Here is a 15,929-nt window from a genome sequence, read left to right as displayed (position 1 = left end):
CAACTATGTATAACAATAGCGGGGATGATTCGATATCAGTTGTTTGGGATGCGAGTGAAACTTTTGGGCAACCACACAATATTCTAATCGAGGGTAACATTTCTGAGTCTTCGAAAGGTGCAGCGTATGTTGTTTGTAACTCTAGGCGAATTTCAATAATTGGGAATGCCGCTTATAAACCGACGAATGGTGGTATTCTTGTTTAGCCTTGGAATCGTACAGAATTGTCTGAGGATATCTCAATCATCGGAAATACGTTGCGGAATATTGCAACGACTATAGGTAACTACGGTATTTATGCTCGATCCATTAGTAATTCCGTCATAATGAATAATGATATTGGCACAACTTTCGATGCGGGTATTACCATAGGGCAACATGTTAATTTATAAGTTAAAGGTAATACAGTTAAGAACGCTGGAAGTTACGGTATATATTGTCCAGAAGTAATGGGGTTAGTGGGTTCTAGCGGTTTGACAATTGAAAATAACATTTTGGATAGTTGCACAAATGTATCGATTAATTTTAACCCACCTGGTGGATCGTCTATCATAGGTACAAACATTTTAAGAAATACGATCATAAACAACAGCACAGCAAGGGTAAATCTTAATTACATCGTAGTTTCTCAGGTAGCTAACCTGCGAGCCCTCGATAATTACAACCTGGACAACACTGATCAATTTTCTATAGATCCGAGTTGTACGAATCCCGCTTATGGAAACAACTACCCACAGGCTTGGCAATCATATATACCAGTAATTACAACAACAGTTGGATCAATTACAGCTTATACGGCTACGGGGTATTACGAAGCAAAAGGAAATACCATTTATGTGTACATGTCTATCACCATTACGACGAATGGTACAGGGAGGGGTATACTTCAAGCCACATTACCAATAACTCCATTGCTAGGAAGAAATCGCATCTTTGCGGCTAGAGAAGATGTGGTTACAGGAAATATATTCCAAGGAGGCCTAGGTGGAGGGCTTGTTCGTATATTTAAGTACGATAACACGTGTTCTGGAGCTAACGGCGCTATAATTAAACTTAGCGGGATGTATGAAATTGCGTAGTCAAATTATCTAACTATGATTTTAATTAATGTTGATCTATAATTGAGAAAATACTTAGTTTGGATGGTGAAATGTTTTGAACAAGAGCAGTAGTTTTTACTACTCTGAGTTAGACGGGATACGAGGATCCTCTTTTTTGCTTGTATTATTGGGACACATATTTTCAAACAATCCAAGTATTGTTCCAAGTATTGTTGGCGTACCAAAATTCGGAGTTTGGATGTTCTTTGTTCTAAGTTCATTTTTACTCTCGAATTATTTCTTATCTAAACCGGAAAGGGTTAGACAATCTATAGAATGGGTTAATTACTTGACTCGAAGATTTATGCGTATTATTCCGTTGTACGTTATTATTTTATTTCTCTATTATTTTTTTCATCCTTCCTTTAACTCAGTGACTATCCTAAAGGATCACTTATTGTTGCAAAAAGGATATGGACATTTTTGGACAATGCCAGTTGAATTAGCGTTTTATACAATCCTCCCATTGTTTATTTTTGCAATTGTTTTATTTGCGAAAATGAACCTAAAAGTATCTTTATTGCTCACAATAGTGTTTATTACTGTTAACCAAATGTTTTATCCGTTCATGAAAGCTGTCGAGAATTCCATAAATGTTATGCAATATTTACCGGTTTTTATGTTCGGTACAATTGGGGCTCTGATTCATCAAAAGCTCCTTGCTGTTGAACTAACAAAGAAGACGAAATACTGTCTTGATTGTTTAGCATTAGTAATAGTTATTATTTTATTTATGTTAACACCTTACTCGAGGTATTATTTTTTTGGTTATGAGTTTGACAGATTTTTAATTAATAAGTTTATTTTTATAGGTTTTGCGTGTCTTATTTTCATGCTTTCTGTTATGAATGGGTCGTTAGTAAAACGATTATTTGCCTCACGATTCATGATATTTTTCGGTAAAATTAGTTATGGAGGTTATTTGATACATGGACTCATTATTGAATTAATAATAATTCAATATTTTAAGGAGTTAACAATATTATCAGGTATTATGACATTCGTAGTGTCAATTGTTTGTGCAACAACTTTCTATTATCTAATAGAAAAACCTTGTATGAAGGTTAATCTACTAAGTAGAAAGCGCAAAGAAGTAAAGTTAGCCACATAGTATGCAATCAATTTACGCAAGCACCACAGAAAAATGAAGCACTGCGCAGGATTACTCCTCGTAGTGCTTTTTATTATTTAAATAATTAGTAACTGAAGGTCAGTGAGGTGAAATTATATGAAAGCAGCATGGCCGTCAATAAGAAATTAACCACCAATAATACAGCGGGAATTTAAGGGGATCAATAAGCTTGATTCTTTTTCTATTTCTCCTGAGTTTGCAACTGATATTTTTAACCTTTCATCAGCTAAGTTTCCTGCACTATCAACTAAGCCTGGGTACACGGTTCTTGGATCGGCAATAGGGACGAAAGTACTTGGTATGGGAGTATGGAAGGACACTGAATTGCATGCTATGTTTAATGACGGAACTTGGCGCAAATGGACTGGATCTGCGTGGAGTGCTGCATTGGCATCCGATCTGAGCACGACTGCTGAATGGAGCTTTTGCAATTTCAAAGGAAACCTAGCTGACTTTAACTTGATCGGCAGTAATGGCGTGGATACGGCGCGCAGGTATGACGGCAGTACGGTTCAGACGTTGACAGGGGCACCTGCAGCTATTAACTACGGCAAACATTTATATGGGCGTTGCCATGAACAGTAGCACAGCGCCAGATACGATTCTTGTCTACGACCCTACAGTTATAAACAACTACGGTGAGCCAGCAGGAATATGGAATGTTTGGAACGATATCCAACCGCTTTGCTTTGCTAAGATGGACAGCGATCTTTACATTGGAGATTCTCAGGGTCGCGTGCTTAAGGTTGGAGGAACAACGAATAACGGAACGGCCATAAATTATAAACTGGTGACGAAGCCCTTCACCAGCTCTTCAATGGTACAAGTCATTCGCTGGATAAGGGCATGGATCACAGCCAATCTTCCAACCGGCAGTTCGATGAACATTTACTTGAGCAAATCAGCATCAGGTGATTCAGACTGGCAGCTCGCAAAAAGCATTACCGCATCTTCATCGATTAACAGTACTGGGATATACCTTGCATACAACGATGATCCCGAACGCTAAGTTTATTCGCATGAAGATCGAGGGATCTGGTCCAATGGATCTGATGGATAGAAAGGCCTTGTACAAATTCATTGAATTTGTACAAGGCCTTTTTTGCATGTCATCTTCGCCGGCAAAAATGTATTAATGTAGTTAAACTTCCGATGAGGTATCGTAATAGTCACGATAAAACAGGAGGAAGGTTGCCTCGGTTGCCTCTTCCTCCCCACCATAGGAGGCAGGATAAAATGAAGTCTGAACAAAACAAGACGCAGCATTTGCATGACGGCGGTGACGGTGGTACTGCAAAGGGGATACAGCTGGAAGATCTGGATCGAGGTTTGATTGCGGCGGCAACATCGGAAGGTATTTTTCTCAGTTGGCGACTGTTGGGGACGGAAGTGACGGGATATTCGGCACAAGGCATGGTAGGGACAGATTTCAACATATATCGGGATAACGTTCACATCGCGACCGTTTATGATAGCACGAATTATTTGGATCGAAGTGGGAGTGGTTCTTCTGTTTATTATGTCTGTGCGACTATCGAAGGGCAAGAAATTGATCGCAGCGAAGAGGTGATGCCTTGGGAAAGCGACTATTATGAGCTTCCTCTGCGCAAGCCTGCCGATGGAGTGACCCCAAGTGGCGAGCATTACACATATGCAGCAAATGATATGAGTGTTGGGGATGTGGACGGGGATGGTCAGTATGAGTTTTTCGTCAAATGGGATCCGTCCAATTCCAAGGATGTCTCGCATTCGGGATATACGGGACCCGTTTATCTTGACTGCTATAAGCTGGATGGTCGCCTGCTGTATCGGATTGATCTTGGGGTTAATATAAGGGCTGGCGCGCATTATACGCAGTTCTTAGTCTATGATTTCGATGGAGATGGCAAGGCGGAAATCATGCTTAAAACAGCGCCAGGCACCAAGGTAATCACCTATGATAAGGAAGGCTGCCCTGTATCGGAAGACTATATTACGATGCCGGCGGAGGATTTGGCATCCGGATTTAGCCATGACGATGATTACCGCATGAGCAGCGCAGATTACTTTGACCATGTTGTGGACATGTTCATGGGGTGGCATGCGCATGAGGAAGTGACGGCTGGCAATTGGCCCGAAACGCTGGAGGCGTGCTTTGGACTTGAACCGGCCTATCCGTATCCACTGTCACGGGCGGACGCCGAGCACCTGACGAATCACTTCATGGATGTGTACGCGCCAAGCCGCAGCAGCCGAAATCAGCTGCGCTCGTTCGAGGGATTTATCGTCAAGGGGCCGGAATATTTGACGGTGTTTCAAGGTGAAACAGGCGCGGAGCTGCAGACTGTTTACTATAAACCAGGCCGTCAGGATGATGGTCTGATGTGGGGCGATTATGCCTGGAACCGCATTGAGCCCGGCAATCGGGTGGATCGTTTCCTTGCAGGCGTGGGCTATCTGGATGGGTTGAAGCCATATGCGATTTTTGCGCGTGGTTATTATACACGTGCGGCGGTTGCGACGTATACGTGGGACGGGGCGCAGCTACAGGAACACTGGTTCATTGACAGCGGATGGGTCCCGATGAACAATCCGTTTAACGATACGCTGAAGCAACAGGATGGTCGCAGCGAGCAGTGGGGCAGCCTGGCCAAGCAGGGAGCGCATTCTTTGAGCATAGCAGATGTGGATGGCGACGGCTGTGACGAAATCATTTATGGGGCAGCAACGATCGACCATGATGGTACGATTTTATACAGCTCAAGAGGGATCCTGCCGGAAGGAAGTCCTGCACCAGGGGAATTGGCGAAGCTAGGTCATGGAGATGCGCTTCATGTGGCTAATATCGATCCAGATCGGCCAGGGCTGGAGATTTTTATGGTGCATGAAAGTGGTATATGGGGACCTTTCGGGTACACGCTGCGTGATGCAGCGACAGGCGAGGTGCTGTATGGCGGTTACGCCACAGAGGATGTCGGACGTGGAATGGTGGGGCAAGTCGACCCATCTCATCGCGGGCTCCAGACGTGGGCAAGTGAGAGCTACACGAGTGACGATGCCTTCGGTTTACTTACAGCTACGGGAGAAAGGATCAGTCAGCAGGTGCCGGGGACGAATATGCGTATTCAATGGGCAGCGGATATGACAACTCAAATCGTCAGCGGCAGCTTCGATCAGCCCGTTGTGATCGATGATTGGAAGCGAGGCCGTCTACTGACGGCGGAAGGAACATGCAGTAATAACGGGACGAAGGGCAATCCTTGCCTAGTCGCGGATGTGTTTGGGGACTGGCGAGAAGAATTGCTGGTCCGAACGTCGGACAGCTCCGCCATTCGAATTTACCTCAGTACAGAGCTCACAGATCGCAAGTTGTATACGCTGATGCATGATAGACAGTACAGAACTGGCGTCGCCTGGCAAAATGTCGTGTACAATCAGCCATGCTATACGAGCTTTTACATGGCATCTGATCTGGATTGGTCTAAGGTTCCGATTCCTAATCTTAAGTAAGTGTAGGGTTGGAGCCTGGCTACTTTCAGTCTGCTTGGACATTTAACTGCTTGGCCCATGCGCATCAGCCCATTTATAGGAAAGATAGGCATTGGTACACTCTCTGGACTAGGGTTAGACGTATACTATCTCATACTAACAGAGGAGTTGACGCATTCATGGCTTTACAACCAAACCAAGCAAATCAAGGAAAACAATTTCAGTGTCCACCTGCTGACCCGATAATGACAGATCCAGAAAGAGTAGTTAGAGATTTTTATCATCCGCAAAAGGTTCAAGTCATTCATCCGATTCAAATTGTAAATCGCCATCACTGTGTACCTGTATATGAGCATGTGTATACGTGTACCGAAACCGATGAGTATTGCGGAACTCACCCGCACCCGCATCAAGGTATGCTCAGGAAGTAACCACAAAGCACTTCTCGCTAGGAATCATTCGTTGATTCTGGCGGGGGGTGTTTTTTTGTAGGGGGAATTGATTATATAATGGTGGAAGGAAAGTTGAATGGAGTAACGGGGGATAAGAAGCATGCAAGAGGTAGACATCGACTGGTCGTATTGGATGGAGCGGATACGTCCTAAGTTTGATAAAGTAATCCTCGCGAGAGGTTGGGCATATTTCAACGAAGGTGCTGTTAGCGATATTCAAGTAGAAGGCACTTCAATAATAAAAGCAAGGGCAGATGGAACGAAGAGTTACAAGATTACCTTAGATCTTAAGAACTTCACAAGAAGCGGTTGCACGTGTCCATACGGATACTATTGTAAGCACATGGCTGCCGTATTGTTTGAAGTGGCGAAGCAGGAAGGGTATGATCCGGAGGAACTTCGGTCAGGTAAGATGAAGCAGTCGAGTTTAGAACCCGATATTCCGCAAAAGTCAAAAACAAAGGTTAGACTGCCGGAGCCAACGGATAGCTGTGAAATGTGGCGGTCTTATTTTCATAAACAATATAGCTCGGCGAAAATTTATAATGCGTTTAGCCTTGAGGAAGTATGTCTTCGGGCTTGGAGAGAGCTGAATAAGCTGGCCGACACTTGGGAACCAACCATTAGAGGTTTGTACGATGTCCAAGTGGCGCTATATGTGGTCAAGCTGTGCGATACGCTGGCAGGACCGAAGACGAATACGTATGATTATTTTCAAGATACGAACTATTACGTTAAACGTGTTCTGAGCCATGCCCGTGAGCAGTTGGAAGCAACGCTTCATGAGTTAGATGTGAACTGGGCATACGAGCAGCATGCTGGACATATGAAGGAGCTATCCGATTATCTAGCAGAGCTATGCGAGAAGGGTTCGGAGTCGTACCTTTATGAATGGATCGATTTGTATAAGCTGTTGTGGTCCCAACTATTTCAGAATAAGGACATGCTGGAGCTAGAAAAAACAAGACTGAGGCAACTGCTGGCAGATTCGCATGCGAGTCAACATGTGTATGAAGTTGCTGCCTTTGCTTCTATTCATTTGGATATTAGCCGAGGTGAGGATGAAAATGCCTGGGAACGAGCAGAAAGCGGGATGGTACATATTGATTCGGACTATTGGTTCGATTATTTGAACGGATTTATTTTTGAAAGTCAGTGGGACCGTTTGTTGAACTGGTTGAGGTGGTTGAAGCCGAAGCTGGGGTGGAGTGAGCGAGTATACGCGGATGAAATTCTGCATTACTGGCGTTTGGCAGCGGAACAGCGAGATGTAGAGAAAGAGCAGCGGGAGGTCATGGTATCGCTTTTGCCTACGAGTTATGATCACTATGCCGAATTCCTAGTAACAAAGGGTGAATACCAGGAATGGGCGGATCTCTGTCTGCTCTTGGATTTAACGACCGTACAAATTGATGCAGCGCAGCTAAAACTCGTCGAAAAAGCCAATGTTCGCTACCTGCTGCCGATCTATCATCATGCCATTGAAGCCTATATTCAGGGGAAAAACCGTGCCGATTACATACTAGCGATTAAATTATTGAAGAAATTAGCGGCTGCTTATAAAAAGCTGAAGCTAACACCTCGTTTTGAAGCATACTTGGGGCAAATCGTTAAGCAATATGCTCGTTATCGCGCTTTTAATGAGGAATTACGGAGAGGAAACTTGATTCCATGATAGCCTTGTCACCGATTTATATGAGAATGCAGAGGCTGCCTTCAGGGAGCTTTGCTCTATATGGCGAAACGGAGGATGCGAACGAGGTTCCGGGGTATATGCTGCGTAAGCTGCTTTTTGCCTGGCATGAACGCTCATTCTATGGGACGCAATTGGAAGTCACGCGGATTTCTTATGGTGAGGCGATTGTGCTTTCTCCTGCTATGGCGTTGGATTATATGCGTGCTCCCGGTGTGTTGCTTCATAGCCGACTTTCTTGGGAAGAGGGAATTATCGAGCTGCAAAAAGGAGCGGCCATCCTTGGGGAGGCACTTGATGCTGGGTGGTATGTGCCATCCTACGAGCTTTGGCTCGAAGGGATCAACGGTTGGAAGCTGCAACTGCCTGAGGGGCAAGTTGATAGATTAAAGGAGCTGAGCGCGGGTGCGTTTCCGGAAAGCTTTTGGCAGAGATGGTTTAGCTTAGTTGTCAATGAGATGCTAGAGACGGATCCGGAGTTCAGCTTAGCTCGGGTGTGGAGCGGATTAGTTGATGGGAATAAACTGCTGCGAGTGAATGATCAGGGTTTTGAAGCATTGCAGAGCGAGGCTGCCTGGATGCAGGAAGCGGATTGGCTGTTCGCAATTGGGTGGACGCAGGATGACGGTGCCTTTCGAATATGCGTGCAACTGGTTGAGCCCTATGCGGAGACCTATGTCGATGGGACAACGAAAGCGAAGGACAACGCAGCGGATTGGCGCTTGCGTTTTATTGCACAGGATCGCCGGGATGCGAACCGATTCGTTGAATTTAGTTCCACGGGCAATGTGCTGGTGGGTGATATACCACTTGATTGGAAGACAGACATTGCGGATAAGCTTCAAGAGCAAACAAAGCGTGTTTTGCGGATGCTGCCTTGGCTGGAAAGTACCTACCAACCAGGCAAAATCATCGAGCAATTGTCAGATGATGAGGCTTGGACATTTTTAACGGAATCGAGCATGCAGCTGGTGGCTGCGGGTATCTCTGTCTTTTTACCCTCGTGGTGGGAAGAAATTCAGAAGATGAATCGTCCTCAGTTGAAGGCGAAAATCAAAAGCTCCGTGGGCTCTACACGCAAAGCGATGTTCGGGATGGATCAGATCGTACAGTTTGATTGGCGAGTGGCTCTGGGCGGCGTAGATTTGACTGAGGAAGAATTTAAGCAAATGGCGTTAGCGAAAAAACGCTTGATCTACATCCGCGGCAAATGGGTGCAGCTGGATCCTGCGCATTTGGAGCAAATTCGCGATGCGATGAAGCAGGTAGAGAGGAAAAAAGGCTTGTCCTTCCGGGATGTGTTGGAGATGCATCTGATGGAGGGGGAGGATGAGGAAGAGAGAGGCATGGCGGGCGCTGAGAAGGGGAAAGCTGTCGCTGTTAAAGTAGAGCTCAATACGCATTTGCGGGGTTTGATGAAACAGTTGGGACAAACCAAAACGATTCCGCTTGTTGGTAAGATTGAGGATTTACGTGCAGAGCTCAGGCCCTATCAAGTGCAGGGGGTGTCGTGGCTTTTGTTCCTGCGTAGCCTAGGGTTAGGTGGATGTCTCGCGGATGATATGGGGTTGGGGAAGACGATCCAGTTTATTGGGTATTTGTTGAGGGTGCGGGAGGAGAGGGCAGGGGGAGAGTCAAGATCAACGGCAAAGTCAGAGTCAGAGTCAGGATCAAAGACAACGTCAGAGTCAGAGTCAAGATCAATGACAAAACCTTCGCTGCTCATATGTCCGACTTCGGTTTTGGGGAATTGGCAGAAAGAGTTGGGTCGATTTGCACCGACACTTCGGATACATCTGCACTATGGTGCACAGCGCGCTAAGGGAGAGGCTTTTGAAGCTTCGCTTGGGAAGGCGGATTTGGTGATAACCTCCTATACACTCGCGCAATTGGATGAAGAGGAATTGTCGAGCGTTACATGGGATTCCCTATGCTTGGATGAAGCACAAAATATCAAGAATGCTTATACCAAGCAGTCGCAGGCGATTCGCAAGTTAGAAGCGGGGCAGAGAATTGCGCTGACAGGCACGCCGATTGAGAACCGATTGACCGAGTTGTGGTCGATTTTTGACTTTGTGAACCCGGGGTACCTGGGGACATTGACCCATTTTAACCGACAATATGTAGGTCCGATTGAGAAAAATGGCGATGGCGCAAAGGAACTGACAGCACGTGTACAACGGTTGGTTGGACCTTTCTTGCTTAGAAGATTGAAGAAAGATCCAGCGATTCAGCTGGACTTGCCAGATAAATATGAGGGGAAAACGTATGTGCGGCTAACCACTGAGCAGGGGGCACTGTATGAGAATGTCGTGCAGACCTTGATGGAGAAGATTAAGGACTCGAGTGGGATCGAGAAGAAGGGCCTCATTCTTACCTCGCTGATGAAGTTGAAGCAGATTTGTGATCATCCGGGGTTGTTCTTAAAGGAGATTGGTGGAGCGGGCGCGAGCCCGGTGGCAAAGGCTGGGCGCGGCGCGTTCGCCGCCGCGGAGATGAGGGCACGCTCAGCGAAGCTGGAGCGGCTGGTTGAAATGATAGACGAACTCAGGAGCGAAGGAGGCAGCTGCCTCATCTTCACCCAGTTCGTCGAGATGGGTCACCTGCTGCAGGCTACGCTTGCGCAGGCGTTGGGTGAACCCGTGCAGTTTTTGCACGGGGGTGTAAGTGCAGCGAAGCGCGATGCGATGATCGCGCGCTTCCAAGACGCGACGCTCCCTGCGGAGGAGCGTTGCCATATCTTCATCCTCTCGCTGAAAGCAGGAGGAACGGGGTTGAACCTCACAGCGGCGAATCACGTGTTCCACTACGACCGCTGGTGGAATCCGGCCGTGGAGAATCAGGCCACGGATCGGGCTTTTCGCATCGGGCAAACGCGCAGCGTGCAGGTGCACAAGTTTGTCACACTCGGCACGCTCGAAGAGCGGATCGACGAGATGATCGAGCGCAAGCAGGGGCTCAGTGACCAAATCGTCGGCACCGGCGAGAACTGGGTCACGGAGATGTCGACGAGCGAGCTGCGCGAGCTTTTTGCTTTGAGGCGGGAGTGGATGGAGAGGTAAGGCAAATAAAAAAGCGCCACATCGCTGTGGCGCTTTTGCTTATTTTGCTGGGAAAACAGCTGCAAGAATGGCATCGATATTTTGCTTTTCAGCTGGATCCTTCGCGATAAGCTTGTTCATTAATGCTTGATCTGGGGTACCTTGCTTTTGCATAATAGCTAGATACCAGCGGGTTATTAAACGATTCACTTGGTCATCCATATTTTCAGTAATATACGGCTGAATTAGTGCAGCCGCACCTTTATAATCGGCGCGTATATAGCTGATTTGTCCTATGCTGAGTGCCATTGTAGGTGTAACTGCAAATACACGACCTTGGGCTTGTTCTTTAGGTAAGTTTTTCAAAGAATCAATGCGAGCAAGTACATCCTTATAGGTGGTAATCGCACTATCTAATTTTGTATTGAACTCTTGTGTATTACCTTTGGTATTTGCTTGGTTCGCAAGATCAATATTTAAGGAAATACTTTTCTCATACAATTCTATATACCAAGGGTAGTTAGGGATTTGTGCGTTAGACCAATCTAATGCTTTTTGTTGTTCCCCTTTAAGAAGAAGCATATTGAGCTGCTGCATGGCCACGACACGGTTATGCGGCTCTTTTTTTAAGAGCTGACTCATCAGATCTTGAGCTTGATTGAAAAAGGGCTCACTCTTCGTAGGATCATTTGCGTTTTCCTTCTGCATTTGATTGTAAACTTGAAGGAGGAGTCCAATCCGGCTAATCTGTCCAGTTAACAAATAGTCAGGATGAGCAGGATGCATGGAAATCGCTTTGTCGAGCGGTGCCGCGATCTGATTATAGTCTGTACTCGTTTTAACAACCTTAACCGCTTGTCTATAGGAACCGTTGGCTGAAAGAATTTGAGCAGAAATAAAAAACATAATAAGAGACAAGATCGCGATACTTGCTGGGAAAATTTTGTGAATCATAGCTGATTTCGACTTTAGTTTCAGTTCAACTGAAGAGGTGTTGCTGAGCATTCCCCCAAGAGAGAGGAATAGAATCGCCCCTAGGTACACATAGCTCAAATCAAAGTCAATCATACTATGGACCAAAAGAGAAATCATGATAATGAAAAATAGGAAGTGCATATCTCGCTTTTCCTGTGAACTTCGGATATAGCTCCGAATGTAGAGCCAGCTGACTGCAACAACAAAGCCTATAAAAGTTAGGAAGCCTAACGCGCCAGCTTCAACTAAGTATTGTAGAGCAAAGTTATGTGCCTGACGACTTGTATAAGGGTTATTTTGATACTTTTCATAAAGTGAAGCCCAGGCTCCACCACCAGCGCCAATGATCGGATAGTCGGACCACAGCTTTACAGCATCTTTATAAAATGTTCCACGCTCCAAAACACTGTGCTGCTGGAAGTTGATATTCTCTACACGTGTTTTCACGTTATCAGGCAGAATATTTTTTAATCCAGTATCGCTTAGCAGCAGGACGGCACCAAGCACACCAATAACAATCGCAGCGACTGGGAGAATGAACGCCGCGAACTTTTTAGCATCAAAACGAGCTGTAACACGATCAAACCAAGGCTCCGCATAGCGTTGAATAAGGACTGACAGTGCAGCAAAGACTATGGAAGCTAGCAGTAAAATCCACCAGCCGTGCCATGATTCTGAAGCGCTGGATTGCTTTTGAAGACCAATTCCGATATCCGTTACTTTTTCTAGAATAACAAGAGAAGTAACGAATGCTAATCCAAGCTGTATGAGCGAGACGATTTGTCTACTCATTTTAAAGAAGAAAAGCATAATGAGGAAAACAACCGGAATTACGACAATTGCACCACGTGATAACGTTAACCAGAACGAAACAATCGTTGGAATTAGTAAAAATGCGTGGATGAGAACAACATACCATTTGCGAGATTTGCTGATGAAGAATAAGGAACTCAGTGTAAGTGTAATTAAGAAAGCTGCGTATGTATTCGCATATTGGAAAACAGAGGTTAACCGGAAACCGTTAGAGTCCGTCATGACAGCGTCACGGTATAGATTCTTATCCGCTCCATCCATAAGTGCAAACCATCCAACAAGGTGTCCTGCGAAAGTTTTGTTACCTAACCAGTACAAAAGACCGAATAGCACAATGAAATATCCCGAGATCATGAATAAATGGGCAACAATCGACACCCCGAGCTTGTTTTTTGTCAGAAAAACACCTAAAATGAAGAATGTTGCATACAGCATTTGGATATAAACCATATTTGTTGCCAAATAGTGCGAAGCCGCGTTCGACAACGAGATAACATACGTAAGAGGCATCATGAAGACGAAAATGGTTAAGAGATCTTTCTTTTCTTGAAGCTTAAACACAAAAAATGCTAGAATCGCAACAAGTAATAGGATAATAGAGGACCACACAGAAGCGGAGTAAATACTTCTCTCAAAATCATATGTACCGCCATTAAACAGCGCCCTTTGAAAAGGTGCCCAGAACATGAATAAACCTGTAAACACAGCTAATATCCAAAAGATGACAGAGCTTTTATCCGTTGTTATAGTTCCATTCGATTTTGCACGCGAAGCCGCGTAGGCATTCTTACTTGCACTCATTCCAGATAGTCTCCTTCTTCGCTAAAGTTCGACTTTATTTTAGCATAGTTGGGAGTTGCTTTCCAGATTTTTACGAATACTTGATGGATGGAACGATCTTAGCATCCATTATATAAACCAGCAGTATATATGTTTTACCCAAGGTAGTAAATATTTAATTCGATTCAACTTTTATCATCTACCAAAAGCATCTTACCTGTTGTTTGAACTTAAAAATACTTTACATATGGAGCATCTTAATTATGAAGGAAAAGTTACAATTGTTTAATCCGATTCATATTTTTTTGGAAATGTTTAAGAAACGAGAACTAATTTTACAATTTGCTAAGAGGGATCTGTTAGTTCGTTACAAGGGTTCTTATTTAGGAACTTTATGGTCATTCATCACTCCTATTCTTATGTTAGTAATCTATACATTTGTATTTAGTGAAGTTTTTAAATCAAAGTGGGCTGGCGGCACAGAAAGTAAAGTTGAATTTGCTTTATTGCTTTTTTGCGGTTTAAATGCATTTAGTATTTTTTCTGATGTGGTCAGTAGAGCACCAGGATTAATACTTAGTAATGCTAATTTCGTTAAAAAAATAGTATTTCCTCTCGAAATTCTTCCTGTGACTATCCTGATTTCGGCATTGATTCAATCCGTTATTAATTTTATGATATTGATTCTATCTGTTATTGCACTAATGCACTCCTTTCATTGGACAATAATTTTTCTTCCGTTAGTGTTACTTCCCCTGATATTATTGACACTTGGCCTTGGATGGTTCTTTTCAGCACTAGGTGTTTATTTGAGAGATATCTCGCAGTTTATAGGTTTAGCTGTTTCTGCTGCACTATTACTAAGCCCTATATTTTATCCAGTATCGGCGATTCCTCAGCAACTAAAGTTTTTATATTTTATTAATCCATTCAGTTATGTTACTGAGGATGTTCGCAGGGTATTAGTGTGGGGACAACTACCTCAATGGGGTTGGTTAACATTCGGCATATTTATTGGTCTTATATTCTTTGTATTTGGATACGCTTGGTTTGAAAAAACAAAAAAAGGTTTTTCTGATGTAGTTTGATGTTCTTTGGAGGAGACTATGGAAAGTAAAATTGCAATTTCAATACAAAATGTAACGAAAACATTTAAAGTATACGATAAACCACTAAATCGTCTGAAGCAGACCTTATATCGTGGACGAAGACAATATTATAGAGAATTTACTGCTGTCAACAATGTCTCTATTAATGTAATGAGAGGCGAAAGTATTGGGATTATTGGTAAAAATGGAAGTGGAAAGAGCACGCTATTACAAATGATTGCTGGTACGCTATCACCAACAAATGGACACATCAATGTAAGAGGAAAAGTAGCGGCGTTACTTGAATTAGGAAGTGGTTTTAATCCTGAGTTTACCGGACGCGAAAATATTTATATGAATGGCGCAATTCTTGGTTTGGATAAAGCAACGATGGACGAGCTTTTTGATGAAATACTTGCTTTTGCAGACATAGGTGATTTTATCGAGCAGCCAGTGAAGACATATTCGAGCGGTATGTATGTCCGACTGGCTTTTGCTGTTCAAGCCATTATTCCAAAAGAGATACTAATTGTCGATGAAGCGTTGGCAGTAGGTGATGAGTTATTTCAACGTAAGTGTTTTGCAAAGATTGAAGAGTTTAAGAAGCAAGGAGGTACCATTTTATTTGTATCACACTCAGGAAGTTCTATTATTGAACTGTGTGATCGTGCAGTATTAATGGATTCAGGGGAATGTTTGATTGTTGGCAGCAGCAAAAGAATTGTTAATTTGTATCAAAAATTCATTTATTCCCCTGCTGCAAAGAAAGATAGCATGCGCCAAGAGATAAAAAACCTGAGTATATGTGAAAATGGTAATGAGCTACTCAATGATGTCAATAAAGAAAGCGAACTATCGAGTGAAATACCAATAACTTCTGTGAAAAACCAGGCTATGTATGATCCTAATTTGATACCTGCCGATACTATTCATTACGAGTCAAGGGGCGCTGAAATTTTTGCTCCTCAGATCTTAACCTTGAGTGGTGAGCAGGTTAATTTGTTAGTTTCTGGGGAAAAATATATTTGGCGGTATAGTGTTAAATTTCATAAAACTTTTGAAAATGTAAGATTTGGAATGTTGTTAAAACCTGCCACTGGTTTGGAGTTGGGAGGAGCCGAAACAGCTCTTTATGGACATGGTATCCCTCATGTCATGGCAGATAAAGTTTATCAAATTGATTTTATGTTCGTGCCAAGGCTCGCTCCAGGCATTTATTTTTTGAATGGCGGAGTATTAAGCATCATTCAGGATGGAGAAGTTTATTTGGATCGTAAAATTGATTTTGCAGTATTTAAAATACTACATGAGGAAAACTCCTTGATGACAGGTATTGTTGATTTTTCGATTTCCTCTGAGTGTATAGAGTTAAAATAGAAGTTTTTTT

At 43.7% G+C, this 15,929-nt stretch carries 11 protein-coding genes; 10 read left to right on the top strand and 1 reads right to left on the bottom strand.

The genetic code is table 11. The features are described from left to right. Positions 1–473 precede the first annotated feature (473 nt). From AC58QT_RS14345 to AC58QT_RS14310, 8 genes are all read left to right on the top strand, one after another. Entirely contained in the window at positions 474–1,079 is a 606-nt protein-coding gene (locus AC58QT_RS14345) for a hypothetical protein (RefSeq protein ID WP_497409562.1), read from the top strand. Positions 1,080–1,155: 76 nt separating this feature from the next. Beyond that, positions 1,156–2,211, top strand: coding sequence for an acyltransferase family protein (locus tag AC58QT_RS14340; RefSeq protein WP_497409561.1), 1,056 nt, complete (start codon positions 1,156–1,158; stop codon positions 2,209–2,211). A gap of 321 nt (positions 2,212–2,532) precedes the next feature. Beyond that, complete coding sequence (locus tag AC58QT_RS14335) at positions 2,533–2,817, top strand: hypothetical protein (protein ID WP_497409560.1); 285 nt, start codon at positions 2,533–2,535, stop codon at positions 2,815–2,817. Then, a complete protein-coding gene (locus AC58QT_RS14330; RefSeq protein WP_497409559.1) occupies positions 2,807–3,241 on the top strand; it encodes a hypothetical protein in 435 nt (144 codons plus the stop codon). Before AC58QT_RS14335 ends, AC58QT_RS14330 begins: the two co-directional genes overlap by 11 nt. 227 nt (positions 3,242–3,468) lie before the next feature. Further along, positions 3,469–5,721 (top strand): rhamnogalacturonan lyase, encoded by a 2,253-nt coding sequence (locus AC58QT_RS14325; protein ID WP_497409558.1) that lies wholly within the window; start codon positions 3,469–3,471, stop codon positions 5,719–5,721. A 158-nt stretch (positions 5,722–5,879) separates the two neighbouring features. Next, complete coding sequence (locus AC58QT_RS14320) at positions 5,880–6,131, top strand: hypothetical protein (protein WP_497409557.1); 252 nt, start codon at positions 5,880–5,882, stop codon at positions 6,129–6,131. Positions 6,132–6,252: 121 nt separating this feature from the next. Next, entirely contained in the window at positions 6,253–7,827 is a 1,575-nt protein-coding gene (locus AC58QT_RS14315; RefSeq protein WP_497409556.1) for an SWIM zinc finger family protein, read from the top strand. After that, positions 7,824–10,907, top strand: a complete 3,084-nt coding sequence (locus AC58QT_RS14310; protein ID WP_497409555.1) for a DEAD/DEAH box helicase — start codon at positions 7,824–7,826, stop codon at positions 10,905–10,907. Before AC58QT_RS14315 ends, AC58QT_RS14310 begins: the two co-directional genes overlap by 4 nt. 39 nt (positions 10,908–10,946) lie before the next feature. On the opposite strand, the gene AC58QT_RS14305 is transcribed toward AC58QT_RS14310, so the two are convergent. Next, positions 10,947–13,475, bottom strand: a complete 2,529-nt coding sequence (locus tag AC58QT_RS14305; protein WP_497409554.1) for an O-antigen ligase family protein — start codon at positions 13,473–13,475, stop codon at positions 10,947–10,949. Positions 13,476–13,717: 242 nt separating this feature from the next. Between AC58QT_RS14305 and AC58QT_RS14300 the strand changes: the two genes are divergently transcribed. Next, a complete protein-coding gene (locus tag AC58QT_RS14300) occupies positions 13,718–14,542 on the top strand; it encodes an ABC transporter permease (protein WP_497409553.1) in 825 nt (274 codons plus the stop codon). A gap of 18 nt (positions 14,543–14,560) precedes the next feature. Further along, positions 14,561–15,919 carry an ABC transporter ATP-binding protein gene (locus AC58QT_RS14295; protein WP_497409552.1) on the top strand — a complete coding sequence of 453 codons (1,359 nt, stop codon included), beginning with the start codon at positions 14,561–14,563 and terminating at the stop codon, positions 15,917–15,919. The last annotated feature ends 10 nt before the right edge of the window (positions 15,920–15,929 follow it).

It is taken from the genome of Paenibacillus sp. J31R109 (assembly GCF_059692055.1).
Note: the sequence above shows the minus strand (reverse complement) of the source record. Positions and strands in the feature narration are given on the sequence as shown.

Bases quoted from the DNA above. Each gene is read 5' to 3' on its own strand.
- AC58QT_RS14335 (WP_497409560.1), top strand. From the start codon at position 2,533: ATGGGAGTATGGAAGGACACTGAATTGCATGCTATGTTTAATGACGGA.
- AC58QT_RS14330 (WP_497409559.1), top strand. From the start codon at position 2,807: ATGAACAGTAGCACAGCGCCAGATACGATTCTTGTCTACGACCCTACA.
- AC58QT_RS14325 (WP_497409558.1), top strand. From the start codon at position 3,469: ATGAAGTCTGAACAAAACAAGACGCAGCATTTGCATGACGGCGGTGAC.
- AC58QT_RS14320 (WP_497409557.1), top strand. From the start codon at position 5,880: ATGGCTTTACAACCAAACCAAGCAAATCAAGGAAAACAATTTCAGTGT.
- AC58QT_RS14315 (WP_497409556.1), top strand. From the start codon at position 6,253: ATGCAAGAGGTAGACATCGACTGGTCGTATTGGATGGAGCGGATACGT.
- AC58QT_RS14310 (WP_497409555.1), top strand. From the start codon at position 7,824: ATGATAGCCTTGTCACCGATTTATATGAGAATGCAGAGGCTGCCTTCA.
- AC58QT_RS14305 (WP_497409554.1), bottom strand. From the start codon at position 13,475: ATGAGTGCAAGTAAGAATGCCTACGCGGCTTCGCGTGCAAAATCGAAT.
- AC58QT_RS14300 (WP_497409553.1), top strand. From the start codon at position 13,718: ATGAAGGAAAAGTTACAATTGTTTAATCCGATTCATATTTTTTTGGAA.
- AC58QT_RS14295 (WP_497409552.1), top strand. From the start codon at position 14,561: ATGGAAAGTAAAATTGCAATTTCAATACAAAATGTAACGAAAACATTT.